21 protein-coding genes and 1 pseudogene are annotated in these 18,870 nt (G+C 33.2%); 14 read left to right on the top strand and 8 right to left on the bottom strand.

The window, feature by feature from the left end; all coding sequences use genetic code 11:
- Window positions 1–25 precede the first annotated feature (25 nt).
- From P8K68_RS14485 to P8K68_RS14435, 11 genes and pseudogenes are all read left to right on the top strand, one after another.
- Entirely contained in the window at window positions 26–1,105 is a 1,080-nt protein-coding gene (locus P8K68_RS14485) for an efflux RND transporter periplasmic adaptor subunit (RefSeq protein WP_300252519.1), read from the top strand.
- Between the two features lie 142 nt (window positions 1,106–1,247).
- The gene (locus P8K68_RS14480) at window positions 1,248–4,442 is read left to right on the top strand and encodes an efflux RND transporter permease subunit (RefSeq protein WP_300252516.1); all 3,195 of its coding nucleotides are present in this window, start codon (window positions 1,248–1,250) and stop codon (window positions 4,440–4,442) included.
- Between the two features lie 180 nt (window positions 4,443–4,622).
- Window positions 4,623–4,928, top strand: coding sequence for a hypothetical protein (locus P8K68_RS14475; protein WP_300252513.1), 306 nt, complete (start codon window positions 4,623–4,625; stop codon window positions 4,926–4,928).
- An 18-nt stretch (window positions 4,929–4,946) separates the two neighbouring features.
- Window positions 4,947–5,146, top strand: a pseudogene (locus P8K68_RS14470) (DUF2892 domain-containing protein).
- Between the two features lie 98 nt (window positions 5,147–5,244).
- Window positions 5,245–5,874, top strand: a complete 630-nt coding sequence (locus tag P8K68_RS14465) for a Crp/Fnr family transcriptional regulator (protein ID WP_300252511.1) — start codon at window positions 5,245–5,247, stop codon at window positions 5,872–5,874.
- Between the two features lie 274 nt (window positions 5,875–6,148).
- Window positions 6,149–6,706, top strand: coding sequence for a YeeE/YedE thiosulfate transporter family protein (locus P8K68_RS14460; protein ID WP_300252508.1), 558 nt, complete (start codon window positions 6,149–6,151; stop codon window positions 6,704–6,706).
- 82 nt (window positions 6,707–6,788) lie between these two features.
- Window positions 6,789–7,202: a DUF6691 family protein gene (locus P8K68_RS14455; RefSeq protein ID WP_300252505.1), complete on the top strand. Its 414-nt coding sequence runs from the start codon at window positions 6,789–6,791 to the stop codon at window positions 7,200–7,202.
- Entirely contained in the window at window positions 7,203–7,994 is a 792-nt protein-coding gene (locus tag P8K68_RS14450; RefSeq protein WP_300252503.1) for a sulfite exporter TauE/SafE family protein, read from the top strand.
- Between the two features lie 103 nt (window positions 7,995–8,097).
- Window positions 8,098–9,510 (top strand): rhodanese-like domain-containing protein, encoded by a 1,413-nt coding sequence (locus P8K68_RS14445; RefSeq protein WP_300252501.1) that lies wholly within the window; start codon window positions 8,098–8,100, stop codon window positions 9,508–9,510.
- A 22-nt stretch (window positions 9,511–9,532) separates the two neighbouring features.
- Window positions 9,533–9,739, top strand: a complete 207-nt coding sequence (locus P8K68_RS14440; RefSeq protein WP_300252498.1) for a DUF2892 domain-containing protein — start codon at window positions 9,533–9,535, stop codon at window positions 9,737–9,739.
- 85 nt (window positions 9,740–9,824) lie between these two features.
- On the top strand, window positions 9,825–10,094 hold the full coding sequence (locus tag P8K68_RS14435; RefSeq protein WP_300252495.1) for a heavy-metal-associated domain-containing protein: 270 nt from the start codon (window positions 9,825–9,827) through the stop codon (window positions 10,092–10,094).
- Window positions 10,095–10,482: 388 nt separating this feature from the next.
- On the opposite strand, the gene P8K68_RS14430 is transcribed toward P8K68_RS14435, so the two are convergent.
- The 7 genes from P8K68_RS14430 to P8K68_RS14400 form a co-directional block, all read right to left on the bottom strand.
- The gene (locus tag P8K68_RS14430) at window positions 10,483–10,758 is read right to left on the bottom strand and encodes an ATP-dependent Clp protease adaptor ClpS (protein WP_300252493.1); all 276 of its coding nucleotides are present in this window, start codon (window positions 10,756–10,758) and stop codon (window positions 10,483–10,485) included.
- A 32-nt stretch (window positions 10,759–10,790) separates the two neighbouring features.
- Window positions 10,791–11,624 (bottom strand): 50S ribosomal protein L11 methyltransferase, encoded by an 834-nt coding sequence (gene prmA, locus P8K68_RS14425; RefSeq protein WP_300252490.1) that lies wholly within the window; start codon window positions 11,622–11,624, stop codon window positions 10,791–10,793.
- A gap of 152 nt (window positions 11,625–11,776) precedes the next feature.
- Window positions 11,777–12,526 (bottom strand): triose-phosphate isomerase, encoded by a 750-nt coding sequence (tpiA, locus tag P8K68_RS14420; RefSeq protein ID WP_300252488.1) that lies wholly within the window; start codon window positions 12,524–12,526, stop codon window positions 11,777–11,779.
- 81 nt (window positions 12,527–12,607) lie between these two features.
- The gene (locus tag P8K68_RS14415) at window positions 12,608–13,096 is read right to left on the bottom strand and encodes a TlpA disulfide reductase family protein (protein ID WP_300252486.1); all 489 of its coding nucleotides are present in this window, start codon (window positions 13,094–13,096) and stop codon (window positions 12,608–12,610) included.
- A 42-nt stretch (window positions 13,097–13,138) separates the two neighbouring features.
- A complete protein-coding gene (locus P8K68_RS14410) occupies window positions 13,139–14,215 on the bottom strand; it encodes an ABC transporter permease (protein ID WP_300252484.1) in 1,077 nt (358 codons plus the stop codon).
- Window positions 14,216–14,274: 59 nt separating this feature from the next.
- Window positions 14,275–15,582: a BT_3928 family protein gene (locus P8K68_RS14405; RefSeq protein WP_300252482.1), complete on the bottom strand. Its 1,308-nt coding sequence runs from the start codon at window positions 15,580–15,582 to the stop codon at window positions 14,275–14,277.
- On the bottom strand, window positions 15,579–16,124 hold the full coding sequence (locus P8K68_RS14400; RefSeq protein WP_300252480.1) for a DUF1599 domain-containing protein: 546 nt from the start codon (window positions 16,122–16,124) through the stop codon (window positions 15,579–15,581). The genes P8K68_RS14405 and P8K68_RS14400 overlap by 4 nt, the downstream gene beginning before the upstream one ends.
- 88 nt (window positions 16,125–16,212) lie before the next feature.
- Between P8K68_RS14400 and P8K68_RS14395 the strand changes: the two genes are divergently transcribed.
- The 3 genes from P8K68_RS14395 to cdaA are packed head-to-tail and all read left to right on the top strand — an operon-like array spanning window position 16,213 to window position 18,426.
- Window positions 16,213–16,794 (top strand): TIGR00730 family Rossman fold protein, encoded by a 582-nt coding sequence (locus P8K68_RS14395; protein ID WP_300252479.1) that lies wholly within the window; start codon window positions 16,213–16,215, stop codon window positions 16,792–16,794.
- A gap of 1 nt (window position 16,795) precedes the next feature.
- Window positions 16,796–17,617 carry a dihydropteroate synthase gene (gene folP, locus P8K68_RS14390; protein WP_300252478.1) on the top strand — a complete coding sequence of 274 codons (822 nt, stop codon included), beginning with the start codon at window positions 16,796–16,798 and terminating at the stop codon, window positions 17,615–17,617.
- A gap of 35 nt (window positions 17,618–17,652) precedes the next feature.
- Complete coding sequence (gene cdaA, locus P8K68_RS14385) at window positions 17,653–18,426, top strand: diadenylate cyclase CdaA (RefSeq protein WP_300252476.1); 774 nt, start codon at window positions 17,653–17,655, stop codon at window positions 18,424–18,426.
- On the opposite strand, the gene P8K68_RS14380 is transcribed toward cdaA, so the two are convergent.
- A partial coding sequence (locus P8K68_RS14380) for an ATP-binding cassette domain-containing protein (protein ID WP_300252474.1) occupies window positions 18,423–18,870 on the bottom strand: 448 nt, incomplete at its 5' end. The two genes, cdaA and P8K68_RS14380, sit on opposite strands and share 4 nt — an antisense overlap.

Raw genomic sequence — 18,870 nt, 5'->3', positions numbered from 1 at the left:
AAAAGAAAAAATAAAAACAAATAAAATGAATAAATACATATACCTAATAACCCTAACTACAGCTTCTTTTTTTATTACCAGCTGTGGCAGCGAAGACAAAAAAGTGGTAGCAGAAAATGCACCAGCAATTGCTGTAAAAACAAGTCAAGTTGAAACCAATAACAACAGTCCATTTTTATCAGTAAGTGGAAAAATACAAGCATCTAATAGTGCCGATTTAAGTACCAGAATAATGGGTTATGTAAATAAAGTCCATGTTAATATTGGTGATAAAGTTCGGAAAGGACAATTGTTGGTATCTATAAACAATGCGGATTTACAAGCGAAAAAAGCACAAGTAAATGCGGGAATAACAGAAGCAACTGCCGCTTTTAACAATGCTCAAAAAGACTACAACCGTTTTAAAAACTTGTTTGCAGATAACAGCGCATCACAAAAAGAAATGGATGATATGAGTGCTCATTTCGAAATGGCAAAAGCACGATTAGAGTCTGCAAACCAAATGAAAAACGAAATTAACGCGCAGTTTGCTTACAGTAACATTACAGCACCTTTTAGTGGAATAATTACTAGTAAAAATGTAGAAGCTGGAAATATGGCAAACCCAGGGATGCCTTTAATAAGCATAGAAACTCCTGGTAATTTTGAAGTGATGGCCATGGTACCAGAAACTGAGATTTCTGAAATTAAAAAAGGATCTTCGGTTGATGTATTAATAAAATCAATCAATAAAATCTTAAAGGGAAAAGTTTCTGAAGTAAGTTCGTCTGCAAAAAATACTGGCGGACAATATTTAGTGAAAATTGACCTAAACAAAACAGAGGCGAATATCTTATCTGGAATGTTTACAACGGTTCAATTTCCTGTGGAAAGAAAAGCAGAAACAGCAATGGTTTTAATACCTAAAGAGGCTATTGTTACAAACGGACAATTATCTGGTGTCTACACCGTAAGCCAGAGTAATACAGCCCTTTTACGCTGGTTACGTTTAGGCAGAACCTTTGGAGATCAAGTAGAAGTTTTATCTGGTTTAAATACAGACGAATTATACATTATTTACGCTGAAGGAAAGCTATTTAATGGAGCAAAAATAAATGTTCAGTAGGCAGTATTCAATCAGCAGTCACAGTTTTCAGTACCCTGCAAGGTTTCAAATAACGGTGTAGGTGTTAAAAAATAAGTATTAACTAAAAAATTACCCGTAATTGTTTTTCCCCTTTGGGGAAATTAAAAGGGGCTTTTATATTATGAAAGAAGGAATCGCAGGGAAAATTGCCAAAGTCTTTATGCAATCAAAATTAACCGTGTTGTTAATGATTGTGTTTATGGTAGTTGGTGTGTACAGTTCGTTTTTAATTCCGCGTGAAGAAGAACCTCAAATTGATGTTCCCATTGCAGACATTTTTGTGGGTTATCCTGGAGCAAGTCCAACCGAGGTAGAGTCGCGAGTAATTAAGCCTCTAGAGCAATTAATCTCGAACATAAAAGGTGTGGAGTACGTGTATTCTACGTCAATGAAAGAGCAAGGTATGGTCATCGTTCAGTTTTATGTTGGTGAAGATATTGAGCGCTCTCTTGTTAAACTATATAATGAGATTAACAAGCATATGGACGAAATGCCGCAAGGTGTAACGCAACCTTTAGTAAAAACACGTGCTATTGATGATGTGCCCATGTTAGGTTTAACGTTGTGGAGCGAGAATTATGACGACTACCAGTTGGGGCAGATGGCCCAAGAGTTAGAGGCAGAAGTTAAAAAGGTAAATGATGTAGCCATTACCCATAAAATTGGTGGTAGAAATCGTCAATTACGTGTGGTTTTAGATAAAGATAAATTAGCAGCAAGTGAATTAGATTTCTTGTCGGTTTCAGAAATGGTTAAGGCTAATAACAGCCAATTGAGTTCTGGAAGTTTTGATAAAAACGACACCGAATTCCTTGTCAATACTGGAAAATTTCTAGAATCAGTTACAGATGTTGAAAATTTAGTGGTTGGTGTGCAACAAAATAAGCCCATTTATTTAAAGCAAGTCGCTAAAATTATTGACGGACCAGAAGTGCCACAAAATTACGTGAGTTTAGGGTTTGGAAAAGGTAGTGTGAAATCATCAGACTATAAATCGGAATATCCTGCTGTAACCATTTCTGTAGCGAAAAGAAAAGGTGCAGACGCCATGAAAATTGCAGAAGTCATTATTGATAAAGTAGACCATTTACGTACGACTTTAATTCCTGATGATGTGCATGTTGAAGTGACTAGAAATTATGGAGAAACCGCCTCACATAAAGTATCCGAATTATTACTACACCTTATTGGATCAATTTTCGCAGTAACTCTTGTCGTGATGTTAGCTATGGGTTGGCGAGGTGGATTGGTAGTATTTTTATCGGTTCCAATTACGTTTGCTTTGACTTTATTGAGTTACTACATGCTAGATTATACGCTAAACCGAATTACGCTATTTGCATTGGTTTTCGTAACAGGAATTGTTGTCGATGACTCGATTATTATTGCAGAAAATATGCACAGGCATTTTAAGATGAAACGCTTACCATTTAAACAAGCCGCTTTATATGCTATTAACGAAGTTGGTAATCCAACCATATTAGCAACATTTACAGTAATTGCGTCTGTATTGCCTATGGCGTTTGTGTCTGGATTAATGGGTCCATATATGGCGCCCATGCCAATTGGAGCATCCATTGCGATGATATTATCTTTATTTGTAGCCTTAACCATTACACCTTATTTAGGTTATATTTTCTTAAGAGAAAAAGACAAAAAAGAACAACCTGAAAAAATAGAGAAACCTTTAGAAGACACGTTTATATACAGAGTTTATAACAAGCTTGAACGTCCCTTATTAGAAAGCAGTCGCAAGCGTTGGCTGTTTTTATTAGGAACTTTTGCAGTGTTAATGGGAACGATGGTGTTGTTTTTTACCAATTCGGTTGCTGTAAAAATGTTGCCCTTTGATAATAAGAATGAATTTCAAGTAGTTATTGACATGCCAGAAGGGACAACCTTAGAACGAACTGGAGTAGTTACGCAAGAGATTTCTCAATATTTATCTACACGTCCAGAAGTTGTAAATTACCAAAACTATATTGGAACCTCTGCTCCTATTACGTTTAATGGTTTAGTACGCCATTACGATTTACGTGGTGGCAGTAATATGGCAGACATTCAAGTCAATTTAATTGATAAAGGAGAACGAGATATTCAAAGTCATGGCATTGCAAAATTATTACGCCCAGAGATTCAAAAGATTGCTACTAAATATAATGCTAATGTGAAATTAGTAGAAGTGCCACCAGGACCACCAGTATTGTCAACTATAGTCGCAGAAGTTTATGGACCTGATTATAAAGAGCAAATAAAAATTGCAAACAGTGTTCAAAACATTCTAAAAAATACAGATGATGTGGTGGATATTGATTGGATGGTTGAAGCTGACCAAATTGAATATCAATTCGAAATCAATAAAGAAAAAGCCATGTTGTATGGTGTTGCACCACAGCAAATTGCTTATACCATGAATATGGCATTATCTAATAGAGCGATTACGAATTTATATGATGAAGATGCATCGAATCAAGTTGGTTTAGTATTGGCTTTAGATGAAAAAGAGAAATCTACCATTAGAGATATCTCGCAATTAAAGGTGAAATCTAATCAAGGTAATATGGTGCCAATTGCAGATTTAGTGGAAATTAAACAATCAACTGCTGCAAAAAGTATTTATCGTAAAAACCAAAAGCGCGTTGTGTATGTAGTGGCAGATATGGCAGGAGAATTAGAAAGTCCTGCGTATGCTATTCTTGGTATGGAAGAAAAGTTAAAAGAAATCCAGTTACCAAAAGGTTATGAGTTAAACGAAATGTATTTAGGTCAGCCAGATTTTGAAGATAATTATACGGTTAAATGGGATGGCGAATGGCAAATAACTCTCGAAGTATTTAGAGATTTAGGCATTGCCTTTTTAGGCGCTATCATCTTGATTTATATCTTGATTGTAGGCTGGTTTGAAAATTTTAAAGCACCAATTGTGATGATGGTTGCTATACCATTATCCTTAATCGGAATTATTCTAGGTCACTGGATTATGGGAGCATTTTTTACAGCCACCTCTTTTATTGGCATGATTGCATTAGCAGGAATTATGGTACGTAATTCGGTATTGCTTATCGATTTCATCAACTTAAGAACAGCAGAAGGTGTGCCACTAAAACAAGCCGCCATTGAAGCTGGAGCAGTTAGGACAACACCAATATTATTAACCGCAGGAACGGTTGTTATTGGAGCATTTGTTATCCTGTTTGACCCAATTTTTCAAGGCTTAGCGATTTCATTAATGGGAGGAACCATTGTCTCAACAGTATTAACATTATTGGTTGTTCCATTGGTTTACTATATGATAGAAAAGAAGAATTATAAATAGTTTCCTGCTGGGTTTCCAAAACACAGACAGGTATAATAATAAAGCACACCCCTGAAGTCCCCTCAAGGGGCAACTCGCTAAGTTGAATTGGACGGATGTCCCCTTGAGGGGACTTCAGGGGTGTAAAAACAAAAAAATTGAACCTATAGTCAATAAAACCTATATGGTTAAAAAAAAAAAATGAAATTAGTCATAGTTACAGCAGTCGAAGAATTTCAAAAAGACGTTTTGAAACTCTTCAAAAAAGCAAACATTGAAAACTTTAGCAGCTCAGATATTGATGGGTTTAAAAACGGATCGTCTATATCAATAGCTTCAAGTTGGTTTTCAGGAAAAAAAGGAGGTAACGAATCAATTCTATTTTTCTCTTTTACAGATGATGAACATATTGATATTCTATTCAATATGATAACAAAATTCAACACAAATCTAGAAACTAACAATCCTTTAAAAGCGGTTGTAGTTCCTATCGAAAAATTCATATAAACTTAAAAGACAATTAAAATGTTAAATACATATTTTAGAGTTATCGTTGGTGTCATGGTTTTATTAAGCGTTGTTCTTACGGTATATGTAAACCCAAACTGGATGTGGTTTACCGTATTATAGGTGTAAACTTAATCCAATCAGCATTTACAAAATGGTGTTTATTAGAAACTATTTTACAAAAATTAGGTGTGAAAAAAGAAGGCGGAAGTTGTTAATCTACTAAATAAACTATCAAAACCTAAAATCTAATTAAAGAAGTAGTATTAATGCCCAAACAATAAAAAAATTCAATTTTAAATTATTATTTTTGGGTATGAATACTAATTTATTAAACCAAAAATTTGCGCATACGCTCGATGAAGATTTAATTTCAGAGATTTCTGAAAAAGGAATATTCAAAGCATTCAAAAAAGATGACATAATAATTGACATCAATCAAACCTTAAATTTTATCCCGCTTTTACTAACTGGCGATATCAAAATTATAAGAGAAGACACTGATGGCAACGAGTTGCTCATTTATTTTCTCGAAGCTGGAGACACCTGTACCATGTCGCTTACCTGCTGTTTAGGCACCACAAAAAGTAAAATCAGAGCAGTTGCCGAAAAAGATTCTAGTCTCATCATGATTCCCGTTCAAAACATGCAAACATGGTTTCACAATAACGAAAGTTGGCGAAATTTCATCCTACAAAGCTATCAAATTCGTTTCGACGAAATGCTAGAAGCCATTGATAGCCTCGCATTCATGAAAATGGACGAGCGTCTATACAAATATTTAAAAAACATGGCCATGGTAGACGAAACTAAAACCATATCCATAAAACATCAAGATATCGCCGAAGATTTAAACACATCTCGCGTTGTCGTATCCAGACTTTTAAAAAAGCTAGAAAATGAAAACAAAATAAAATTAGGTAGAAATAAAATTGAAGTGGCTTAAATTATTTGGGCGCTACCTAAAGGTCGGGCTTTCCACTATATCTTTTTTGTGAAGCTATTCTTAACTAGTTTCAAGGTCACAGCATTTAAAATTAATTGAATTATAAAATTAAAATTCATTATTAAAAAGCTTCACAAAAAAGGATGCCGCTTCAATCCCTAGCGCGACTCCATATTAAGTTTTCTCATTTTCATTATCTTTCCGCTTCAATTAAGTAACATATATCACAATTACTTAAAATGTTCAATTTAAATTCGCATAAAAATTCATCTCTATGGAATCTATTTTAAATCCTTGGCCTTGGTATGTTTCAGGCCCATTAATAACACTAGTTATGGCACTATTGCTCTACTTTGGCAAAACATTTGGCATGTCGTCAAACTTACGTACCATGTGCTCTATTGCTGGAGCAGGTAAGTTTGCAGATTTTTTTAATTATAAATGGAAAGACCAACTATGGAATTTAACCGTGGTTATTGGCGCCATCATTGGTGGCTTTATAGCGGTTCAATTTTTATCAAACAACAGTGGTACAGATTTAAATCCAACCACCGTTGTCGAACTTCAAAATATGGGTTTCAAAAATCCAGGTGCTACACTAGTACCTAACGAGATGTTTAGTTTAGAGGTTTTAGCATCACCAAAAGCACTCATACTTTTAGTTGTTGGAGGCCTACTGGTTGGTTTTGGTACACGTTACGCAGCGGGTTGCACATCGGGTCATGCCATTGCAGGTTTAAGCAGTTTACAAAAACCGTCTTTAATAGCTGTAATTGGCTTTTTTATTGGTGGTTTAATTATGGCTAATTTAATTTTACCCTTAATATTTTAAGAATATGTAACGAGTTAAACTAGATTTTAAGTTTAGTAATAACAAGTTACATTTAACAACTTTATTAAATAAAAAATAACAAATGAAAGTTTTAAAATTTCTATTAGTAGGTATATTTTTCGGAATTGTTTTAGTAAAATCCGAAGCCATTTCGTGGTATCGCATTTACGAAATGTTTAGATTCCAATCCTTCCATATGTATGGCATTATAGGAACCGCTATAGTTTCAGGCATAATATTCTTGCAGATTTCAAAAAGCAGACATCTTAAAAGTATAAAAGGCTCAGATATTTTTGTGCCAAAGAAAGAAGACGGATTAATAAGATATATTGTTGGCGGTATTATTTTTGGCCTTGGTTGGGCATTAATAGGCGCTTGCCCAGGCCCCATGTACATTCTTTTAGGTACAGGAGTTTGGAGCATGCTTATTGTAATAGCTGCTGCTATTGTAGGCACATTCATTTACGGACTTTTAAAGAATAGATTACCGCACTAAATGGACAGCACCCAAATTTTAGGATATATAGGAGCCCTAATAGTTGGTTTGGTATTAGGTCTTATTGGCGGTGGTGGTTCCATTCTTACCGTACCGCTTTTGGTCTATCTTTTAGGATATAATCCAGTAATTGCAACTGCTTATTCTCTTTTTGTTGTAGGCACCTCATCTATGGTAGGCACTTACCAAAAACATAAAAAAGGATTAGTAGATTTTAAAACAGGTTTAGCCTTTTCATTCCCTTCGTTTGTCGCGGTATATTTATCAAGACGCTATTTAGTTCAAGGAATTCCAGAAACCTTATTTTCATTGGGCAACTTCGAGGTTTCTAAAGGTATGGGCATCATGATATTCTTTGCTATTATCATGCTATTAGCATCTTTTTCCATGATTAGAAAAGGAAAAGATCAAGAGGTAGTTTCAAAACCTCAAGCGTATTATAAAACCTTTGTTCAAGGTTTAATAATAGGCACAATTACAGGAATTATTGGTGCTGGTGGCGGGTTTTTATATGTTCCTGCTTTAGTGGTTTGGGCTAATATTCCCATGAAAAAAGCAGTAGGCACGTCATTGATTATTGTAACTATAAACTCATTAATTGGTTTTATGGGCGACGTACAAACTTTAGATATTGAATGGGCCTTCCTCTTAACATTCACTCTAATTTCGATTTTAGGAATCATATTAGGCGTTTTTATATCAAAGTTTATTAGTGGTCCTAAATTAAAAAAGAGCTTTGGTTTCTTTGTCTTAATAATGGCTATTTACATCATTTACAAAGAGTTAAAATAGTATTAAATATGATATTAGTCAGGAGCTGAATAGATAAGTTTCGTAATTTTACATAATAAATAAAAAAGATTCCCTCCTTCGAGGAAAAAACAAATATATTATAATGCGAATAGAACAAATATATACCGGTTGCTTAGCTCAAGGTGCTTATTATATTGAATCCAACGGCGAAGTTGCTATAATTGATCCATTGCGAGAAACTCAGCAATATGTCGATAAAGCTAATAGTGAAAATGCAAAAATTAAATATATTTTTGAAACGCATTTTCATGCAGATTTTGTTTCTGGTCATGTTGATTTAGCCAAAAAAACTGGTGCTAAAATTATTTTTGGCCCAGGAGCTGAAACGAGTTATGATATTCATGCTGCAAAAGATAACGAAACATTCAAACTAGGAAACGTTATAATAAAAGTATTGCATACACCTGGTCACACTCTAGAATCGTCAACATTTCTTTTAATTGATGAGCATGGAAAAGAACATGCAATCTTCTCAGGCGACACGTTGTTTCTTGGCGATGTTGGTAGGCCGGATTTAGCCATTAAATCTAATTTAACAAAAGAAGATTTAGCGGCTATGTTATATGATTCGTTACGCGAAAAAATCATGACACTTCCAGATGATGTTATTGTTTATCCAGCTCATGGTGCAGGTTCAGCATGTGGAAAGAATTTAAGTAAAGAAACAGTAGGTGTTTTAGGTGATCAGAAAAAAACAAATTATGCCTTAAGAGCAGATATGACAAAAGCTGAATTTGTAGAAGAAGTTCTTGATGGTATTGCGCCACCACCGCAGTATTTTTCAAAAAATGCGATGATGAACAAATCTGGTTATGACGCTTTTGAAACGGTTTTAAAAAAAGGAGACAACCCTCTATCACCTGAAGACTTTGAAGCTTTAGCCAACCATGAAGACGCCTTAGTACTGGATGTTCGTAATGAAAAAGATTTTATTAAATCACATATTCCTAATTCTATTTTTATTGGTTTACACGGTGGATTTGCTCCTTGGGTTGGTGCCTTAATTACCGATTTAAAACAACCCATTTTGTTGATTACGCCAGAGGGCAAAGAAAAAGAAGCAGTAACTCGTTTATCACGAGTAGGTTACGATAATACTTTGGGGTATTTAGAAGGTGGTATTGAAGCTTGGAAAAAAGTCGGGAAAGATATTGAGACTATTGATTCTATTTCCGCTCAAGAATTTTATAAGCACTCCAAAAATGAAAATATTAATGTTTTAGATGTTAGAAAAGAAGGTGAATATAAATCGGAAAATATTGAAGGTGACTACGTTCAACATTTTGCTTTAGATTTTATTAATGAAAACATGCACCATATTGATAAGAACAAAAAGTATTTTATTCATTGTGCTGGTGGGTATCGTTCAGTAATTGCTATATCCATTCTAAAAGCTCGTGGCTTTGATAATCTAATTGATATTGCCGGTGGTTTTGCAGCCATAAAAAAATCGGGATTACCAGTTACCAATTATGTTTGCCCTACAACATTATAAATAAAAACACAAACTAGAAATCATGAATAAAAATATGGGAACTTCAGATAAAGGCATTAGAATAGTAATTGCAATTGCCATAGCACTATTGTATTATTTTGATATGATTTCTGGTACACTAGCTTATATTCTAATGGCAGTAGCTATTATTTTTCTAGTAACTAGTTTTATTAATTTTTGTCCTTTATATACGCTTTTAGGAATAAATACTTGTAAATTAAAAAAATGAAAATTCCATAACCAGACTTCGATACTCAAGAAAATAATTATATGGTAGCTACATGCGACCATTAAAAAACAAATAATATAGACACATGAAAACGACTATAGAAATACAAAACTTAAAATGTGGAGGTTGTGCCAATACTATAACAAAAAAGTTAACGGGAATTAAAGGTCTTTCTGAATTAGAAGTAAATAATGACAACCATACAGTATCATTTAATTATGAAAGTAAAAATACGTTTGTAAAGGCAAAGGAATTACTTAATGACATTGGATATCCCGTAACAGGAGACAAAAATGCATTAACAACAAAAGCTAAATCTTTTGTGAGTTGTGCAATTGGAAGAATAAATAATTAGATAAAATTTTAAAGCCCCACAAATTAAAGACTTGTAAATAGAAGCAATGTTTGATTTATTAGAATAAATATTAATTTCTGTTTTTACAAACTCCTCTTTCCTCCAATTTTATTGAGAAAAGTAGAATTCATATGCTCTTTGTAAAAAGAGGAGAGCCAAAAGCCAAATTAGTTTCTTGAATTTTAATTATAATGAGATTTTGGTTCAACATAGGCTCCTCCCTTTTTTTAAAGAGAGGATATTTTCGATACTATCGAAATTATGAGGGTTTTCATATGCCATTTAGAATGTGCCTTTACAACTCAACTTGAAACCTTTAAAACAATATGACCTCACAGGTTTTTAAAACCAGTGAGGTCTATAATATCATATTTCGCCGTAAATAATTTTAAATAATTTCTGCACTTAAACCCGCCTCTAAAAGCTTGGAACAGCGTGGTTTTAATTCACTATACTCCCCTGTTTTTACTGTGCATTTACCTTTGTAATGTACAAGAATTGCGCACTGTTCTGCTTGTTCTGAAGTATGTTCGCAAGCGTAAATAAGGGTTTCTATAACATGATCGAAAGTATTAACATCATCATTAAACAATACAATCTCATTTTGAGTTAGCACGCCTTCTTTAAGTAATAATTCTTCTGATGTTTTTTCTTTTGTACTCATTTTTTAATACACTTTGGGGATTAATTATACTACTAATTTAAAAATTTTAATGAAACCCAATTGTTTCTTTCCAGTTTTTCTTCAAATTTTAACAAATGTTTTTCACATGCCTTTTGAATCAAAGGAATATCATCATTATAAAATCCGCTTAAAAAAAGCATCCCGTTTTTATTTAAGCAAGACACATAGGTTGCCATATCTTGCATTAAAATATTACGATTTATATTAGCTATAATTATGTCGTATTTATTTTTTAACACTGACGCATCGCCTTCTATAACGGTAATGTGTTTGCAGTTATTACGCTCAACATTTTCCAAACTGTTTAAATAACACCAGTTATCGTAATCTACGGCATCTATTGGTTTTGCGCCTTTTATTTCTGTAAGAATAGCCAAAACACCGGTTCCGCAACCCATATCTAAAACGGACTTCCCTTCAAAATCGTTTTTTAAAATATGCTGAATCATCATGTGTGTGGTTTCATGATGTCCGGTACCAAAACTCATTTTAGGCTCGATGACAATATCGAATTGTGTATCGAACTTTTCATGAAAAGGGGCTCGTACTGCACAAACATTATCTACTATAATTGGGTTAAAGTTTTTTTCCCATTCTTTATTCCAATTGGTTTGCTCTATCTCTTCAAACGTATAAGTGATTTCAAATTCGTTTGAGTTTAAAATTTGAATATCATCAAGAATGCTTTTATGCCATTCTTCTTTTTGGATATAGGCAGTTACACCATCTTCGTTTTCAACAAAGCTTTCAAAACCGGCATAACCAAGCTCTGCAATTAGAATTTCGACTGCTGGTTGAAGTGGCTGAACTTTAAAGTAATAACCAATATAGATGCTATTAGACATAGTTTTTAGAAATGCGTTAGCTAATAAGCCCGCGTTAGGGATTGAAATGAAAAGCCCACAGCTATACCGGTTTTTACCGGTATAGCGAGGACTTGTAATGTAAAGCGCGACCCCGATTTTTCATCGGGGTAACGCCCAAATAATTTTATTTATTAAAATGCGTTTACTATAGCAAAGAAATCATCAGCATTAAGTGCTGCACCACCTATTAAACCACCATCTACATCTGGTTTAGAGAAAATCTCTTCGGCATTTGCTGGTTTTACACTACCACCGTAAAGAATTGAAACCTCTTCGGCGATGTCATTTCCGTACTTATCTGCTAACGTTTTTCTGATGAATGCATGCATATCTTGAGCTTGTTCTGGACTTGCCGTTTCGCCAGTACCAATGGCCCAAACAGGCTCGTAAGCCAACACAATGTTTTGGAATGCTGCGGCACCTAAATGAAACAACGCGTTTTTGATTTGGTTACCAACAACGGTTTCTTCATTGCCAGATTTTCTATCTGCCAATTCTTCACCAAAGCAAAAAATAATACGCATCCCTTTTGCAAGTGCTGCATCTACTTTTTTAGCAAGTAATTCATCGGTTTCATTGAAATATTCACGACGCTCACTATGTCCTAAAATAACCGTATTAACACCAATACTTTTTAACATACTAGCACTTATTTCTCCAGTATAAGCACCATTTTCTGCAAAATGCATATTTTGTGCTATAACTTCTATTTGAGAATTTTTTAAAGCTTTATTAGCTTGCAATAAGTTTGTTGCGGTTGGTGCAATCATGACTTCTGCATCTGTTGTTTTAGTTTGTTTTTGTAATGCTGATATTAGCGCTTCTGTTTGTGCTAAATCATTGTTCATTTTCCAGTTTCCTGCTACGATATTTTTTCTCATAATGTTTTGATAATCCTGACTTTAAATCAAAGGATTTTTTATTTTTAGTTAATAATTATTCGCTTCAAAGAACAAAAATAGTTATTTTTTTATTGCTTTTATCAACTTATCATCATCAGCTTCAATAACATCAAATACAACGATTTCGCCAGCCTCATTTATCACCATATATCTCGGAATCCAGCTAATATTTACAAAATCTGCAAACTTACAATCCTTGGCATTTGGTAAATAATAATGATCACCAACCACACTATACTTCTCTAAACCTCTTTTCCAAGCCTCTTCGCCTCTATCTAAAGATAAAAACACATAGGAAACTTCTGGGAATTGCGCTTGTAAAGCCTTTACTTTTGGCATGCCTTTTATACAATCAGCGCACCATGATGCCCAAATATCGATAACTATAGATTTTCCTTTATGCCCATCTAAAATAGATTTGAATGTAACTGACTCGCCTTCTAAACTTAGAAAAGTGTCATTTAAAGCGTCTTCTGAAAACACCTTTGGTTCGTTTTTACAACTTAGAAAAGCAAATAATAAAATGAATATATAAGCTAACTTGTTCATGATTTAAGGTTTTTATAATGAGATTTCTTTTTATGCAAGAATTTATTCTAGTTTTACTTTTGGATCTAACCAAACATAAATTAAGTCGACAAATATATTAATGATTACAAAAAGGGTTGCAATTATTAATACAGCACCCATAATTACTGGTAAATCTAAAGTATTTAAAGCATTTACTATTTCTTTTCCTAATCCGTTCCAGCCAAATATATATTCTACAAAAACGGCTCCAGCTAGCATGGATGCAAACCAACCTGAAATTGCGGTAACTACAGGATTTAATGCGTTTTTAATGGCGTGCTTTTTAATGATCTGGAATTCGCTTAAACCTTTTGCTCTTGCGGTTCTAATATAATCTTGATTAAAAACTTCCAGTAACGAATTTCGCATCAATTGAATAACTACAGCAAGCGGACGAATACCTAAAACTATAGCAGGTAATATTAAGTTTTTCCACTTGATATGCATGGCCTCACCAAAATCATCAAGCTCGTATAAACTCCCTGTCATTTCTAAATTCGTAAAATCATGTAACAAATAGCCAAAGAACCAAGCAAATAAAATGGCACTAAAAAATGATGGAATACTCATGCCAAAGGTGCTAAAAATCTGGATGGTTTTATCGAGCCATTGGTCTTTGTACAATGCAGAAACTACACCTAAAAAAATTCCTAAAACAATAGCTATAAAAATCGCAGATACCGCTAATACAAATGTGTTTGGTAAGGTTTCAGCTAATACCTGGCTTACGCGTTTGCCTTGTTTTGCAAAAGATTCTCTTAAATATGGTTTCTTTAAAACTGTTGTAGTATTCCCTATAGAAAACAACTTTGTTGCGCTATATTTTCCTTCGCTAAGAAAGGTGTAATCTTCTGAGTTTTCTGAGTGAAATGACACAGGAAATAAATCATTTAAATAGTATAAATATTGCGTGCCTACTGGCTTATCAAAACCATACTTTTTCTTTACAATAGCTAGCTGTTCGCTATCATCATTCTGCCCCATCATCATTTGAGCAGGATCTCCAGGTAGTACACTAAATAAAAAAAAAATAACCGTTACTACTCCAATTAATGTGAGTAAGGCGTAAAAGATTTTATTTAGTAAGTAGTTTATCAATAAAAAAGTTTATTTGTAAATACGTTGAACCGTTTAGTCGTTTTGATTTAAAAGAACAACTAATCTTTAAGCTTAACCTTTATTATTCCTGTATATGAAGTATTATTTTTTACATTCAATTCCATTACTTGAACCGAATCTTTAATAACATTGATGCTTTCTATATTATCAGCCTCTAAAGCCTCTACGATTTCTTTTGTTGAAGATTCATCATTAACAAAGTAAGCTATCGTATCGTCAACTATTTTTGGTTCTGTCTTTTTATTAACTTTTGGTAATTTCAAGTCGTCAATATCATTCCAATGTACCTTTTGTTGGACAAGACCTTTATCTAATTCTAAAATTCCTGGATTAGCACGCACCACCGTCTTAAGGGCTTTTTCATCACATAAATACCAATCAAAATCAATATTATAAGCCTCATTAATGCGCTGTTTTACATCGTCGCCTGATGCCGTTAAGCCAATTATTTGATAGTTATTTTTCCGAGCTTCATCTTGCAATGATTTTAACTTTAAAGCACCTGCTTGTTCAATACTTTCCAAACTGTAAGATACTACTATAACTAGATTTTCTTGCTCCAAAAAGTGGGTTGTTAAATCTTCATCTGCACTTTCAATTGAAAAATCGACTACAGGTGGGGTATAACCCTCTTGAATGACTTTAGTTTCAACACCTACAAATTCCCCTTCAATAGATGGATAAGAACCATTGGTTACTATAATTTTATCTTCACCATTAACATTAAATTTCCAACTGTATTCTTGAATTGGTTTTGGAGCATCTTCAGGAATAATCATACCTTCTTGAATATTTTTCCCTATAGCATATGCTCTAAAATCTATCGTTGGTAAATGCATCAACACATGATATCCAAACCATAAACTAATAATGAAACTAAGTAAAGCCAAAACTGTTAATGAAAGTTTTCCAAATACAGGATTAATATATTTTACACCAACAAAAAGTATAATAATCAGCACTAAAAGCGCAACATCTTTCCAAAACGTTTCCCATGGTTTTAATTTTATAAAATCTCCAAAACAACCACAATCTTTTACTTTTTCAAAATAGGCTGCATAAAAGGTTAAGAATGTAAAGAAGATAATCATAAGTAGTAAACTCCAAACGGTAAATTTTGGTTTGTACCCTATGATTAGAAACACGCCTAAAACAACTTCAAAAACGACTACAAAAACCGAAATTATTAATGCATAAGGCTCTAAAAATGGTATGTTCAAAACATCTGGACTGAAATATTCTTGGAGTTTATAAGAAAATCCTAATGGGTCGTTTAGCTTAATGAAACCAGAGAAAATAAATAATACGCCAACTAAAATTCTGGAAATACTTACTACTGCTTTCATGCTTTGTCTTCGTTTAAATGAATCATTGCAAAAATCGAATAATTAATCATGTCTTGATAATTGGCATCAATTCCTTCAGAAACCAATGTCTTTCCTTTATTATCTTCAATTTGTTTTACACGCAATAGTTTCTGTAAAATTAAATCTGTCAACGAAGAAATTCGCATATCACGCCAAGCTTCACCATAATCATGATTTTTATTCTCCATCAATTCTTTGGTAATTGCAATGTGTTTGTCGTACAATTCAGTTGCAGCTTCTGTAGATAAATCTGGATTTTCTACAACGCCTAATTCCAACTGAATTAAAGCCATTATCGAATAATTAATAATTCCAATAAATTCGGCTTTCTCACCTTCATCAACTTTTCTAACCGCATTTTCTTGCAATTGTCTAATGCGTTGCGCTTTGATAAAAATCTGATCCGTTAACGACGGTAAACGTAAAATTCGCCACGCACTTCCATAATCACTCATTTTTTTAATAAACAAACTTCTACATTCTTCTACTACAGCGTTGTATTGTTTCGAGGTGTTTTGCATTTTTTTTGATAAAAGTATTTGTGTAAAAATAGTAAATCTTCAAAGCTTTTCATTTATTTTTACGGAAGAAATTTTGAAATCATCTTTTATGAAAAAAGTAGTTGTTTTTTGTGGTTCTAGCGTTGGATTTAATTCTGTTTATAAAGAAGCAGCAATTGAATTGGGAAAAGAATTTGTGAAAAATGATATTGCTTTAGTCTATGGCGGTGGAAAAATTGGAATGATGGGCGTTATTGCCGACACAATTCTTACTGAAAAAGGCGAAGTTATTGGTGTAATTCCGAAGTTGTTAGAAAAAGAAGAAGTGGTTCATAAAGGAGTTTCTGAATTGATTACTACCAAAAAAATGAGCGACCGAAAAGTAATAATGAGCAAATTGGTTGATGGTTATATTACGTTGCCTGGCGGATTTGGAACTTTAGACGAATTGTTTGAAGCCTTGACTTTAGGGCAATTACAAATCGAACAAAAACCAATTGGTATTTTAAATGTAAACGGGTTTTTTGATCACACATTACAACAATTAGATGTGATGGTTAAAGAAGGATATTTAAAGACACAAAACAGAGAATTATTGATCGTTGACAAAACTGTGAAAGGTTTGATGCAGCAAATGCAAGCATATAAAGCACCAGAAAAAGCGCTTATAATTAATAAAGTTGTTCGCTAAAATGACATTGAATTGCAACGGTAAATTGATAGATATTTCTTCTCCAAAAGTAATGGGGATTTTAAATATTACGCCAGATTCTTTTTTTCATGTTGGAAAGTATAAAAATGAATCTGACATTATATTACAAGTAGAAAAAATGCTTTTTGAGGGCGCAACTTTTATCGATGTTGGTGCATATTCTTCAAGACCTGGAGCAATACATATTTCTGAAGATGAAGAATTACAACGCATTGTTCCGATAATTGAATTATTAGTAAAACATTTTCCTGAAATTATTATTTCTGTTGATACTTTTAGAAGTAATGTCGCTAAAAAAACTATTAAAGCTGGCGCAGCAATTATCAATGACATTTCTGGCGGCAAAATGGATACAAAAATGTTTACGGCAATTGCAGAATTGCAAGTTCCGTATATAATTATGCACATGCTAGGAACGCCTCAAAACATGCAACAAAATCCAGTTTATGAAGATGTAACTAAAGAAGTAATTTCTTTTTTTGCAGCGCAAATTTTCAAATTACATCAATTAAAAATAAACGATATTATTATTGATGTTGGTTTTGGCTTCGGGAAAACCATTGAACACAATTATCAATTATTAAAAGACTTATCGCTTTTCAAAAATTTAGATGCTCCTATTTTAGCAGGGATTTCTAGAAAATCGATGCTATACAAACCTTTAGACACAACTCCACAATTAGCATTAAACGCAACAACTTCTGCAAACACAATTGCTTTATTAAATGGCGCAAACATTTTACGCGTTCATGATGTAAAAGAAGCCATGGAAGCAATTAAAATTGTTGAGCAACTGTCTTAATTTTTCTGTACATTTACAACATCAGCAAATAATATATGTTAGACTTTATTGATTTTTCTTTTTTAGACATTCTAGATATCCTTCTAGTTGCTGCATTATTATATTACATCTACAAACTTTTAAAAGGCACAGTTGCTATTAATATTTTTATTGGAATTGCATTTATTTTCTTGATTTGGAAAGTAACACAAGCGTTAAAAATGGAAATGCTAAGTGGAATTTTAGGCTACTTATTAAGTGGTGGAGTTATCGCTTTAATCATTGTATTTCAACAAGAAATAAGGAAGTTTTTATTGATGATTGGAACTACAAATTTCTCATCAAAAAGAAGTTTTTTAAAACAATTGAAATTTTTACAATCAGAAATTGAATCTGAAACTGATGTAGAAATATTAGTAAACTCAAGTGTCAAATTATCAAAAACTAAAACTGGCGCATTAATTGTTATAGAACGCACAAATAATTTAGATTTTTTAATCAATTCTGGTGACAACATGAATGCCTCTTTAAACGGAGCAATTTTAGAAAGTATTTTCTATAAAAACAGTCCTTTGCATGATGGAGCAACTGTTATTAGAGATAATTTTGTTGTGGCAACTCGTGTGGTTTTACCGTTATCGAATGAGAAAATTCCTGCGCGTTTTGGATTGCGTCATAAAGCAGCAATTGGTGTTACAGAAAAAACAGATGCGTTGTGTTTATTAGTTTCTGAGGAGACAGGAGAAATATCGTATATAAAAGATGGGTCTTTTCAAATGTACACAGATTATAGCGAGTTGATTGAAAAAATAAAAGGCGACTTGAACTAAACCGCTTCTACACTACTAAATTGCTTTTCGTACAAATTTTTATAATATCCGTCAACCTTTTTCAGTAATTGTTTATGTGTTCCTTCTTCAACGATTAAACCTTTATCTATTACGATAATTTTATCGGCTTTTTTAATCGTTGCCAATCTGTGCGCAATTACAATTGACGTTCTTCCTTTAGTAATTGTGTCCGTTGCATATTGAATCATTTTTTCAGCATGAGAATCTACAGATGATGTTGCTTCGTCTAAAATTAAAATACTTGGCTTACTTACATACGCTCTTAAAAATGCAATTAATTGACGTTGACCAGAAGATAACATGGCACCTCGTTCTTTTACATTATAATGATATCCGCCAGGTAAAGTCATTATAAAATCGTGAATTCCGATTTGTTTCGCTGCTTCTTCAACTTCTTCAAAAGTGATGTTATCATCTTTTAAA

Origin of the sequence: Algibacter sp. (genome assembly GCF_029245835.1) — a bacterium.
Taxonomy (GTDB): domain Bacteria; phylum Bacteroidota; class Bacteroidia; order Flavobacteriales; family Flavobacteriaceae; genus Algibacter_B.
This window is presented reverse-complemented; position numbering and strand designations above follow the sequence as displayed.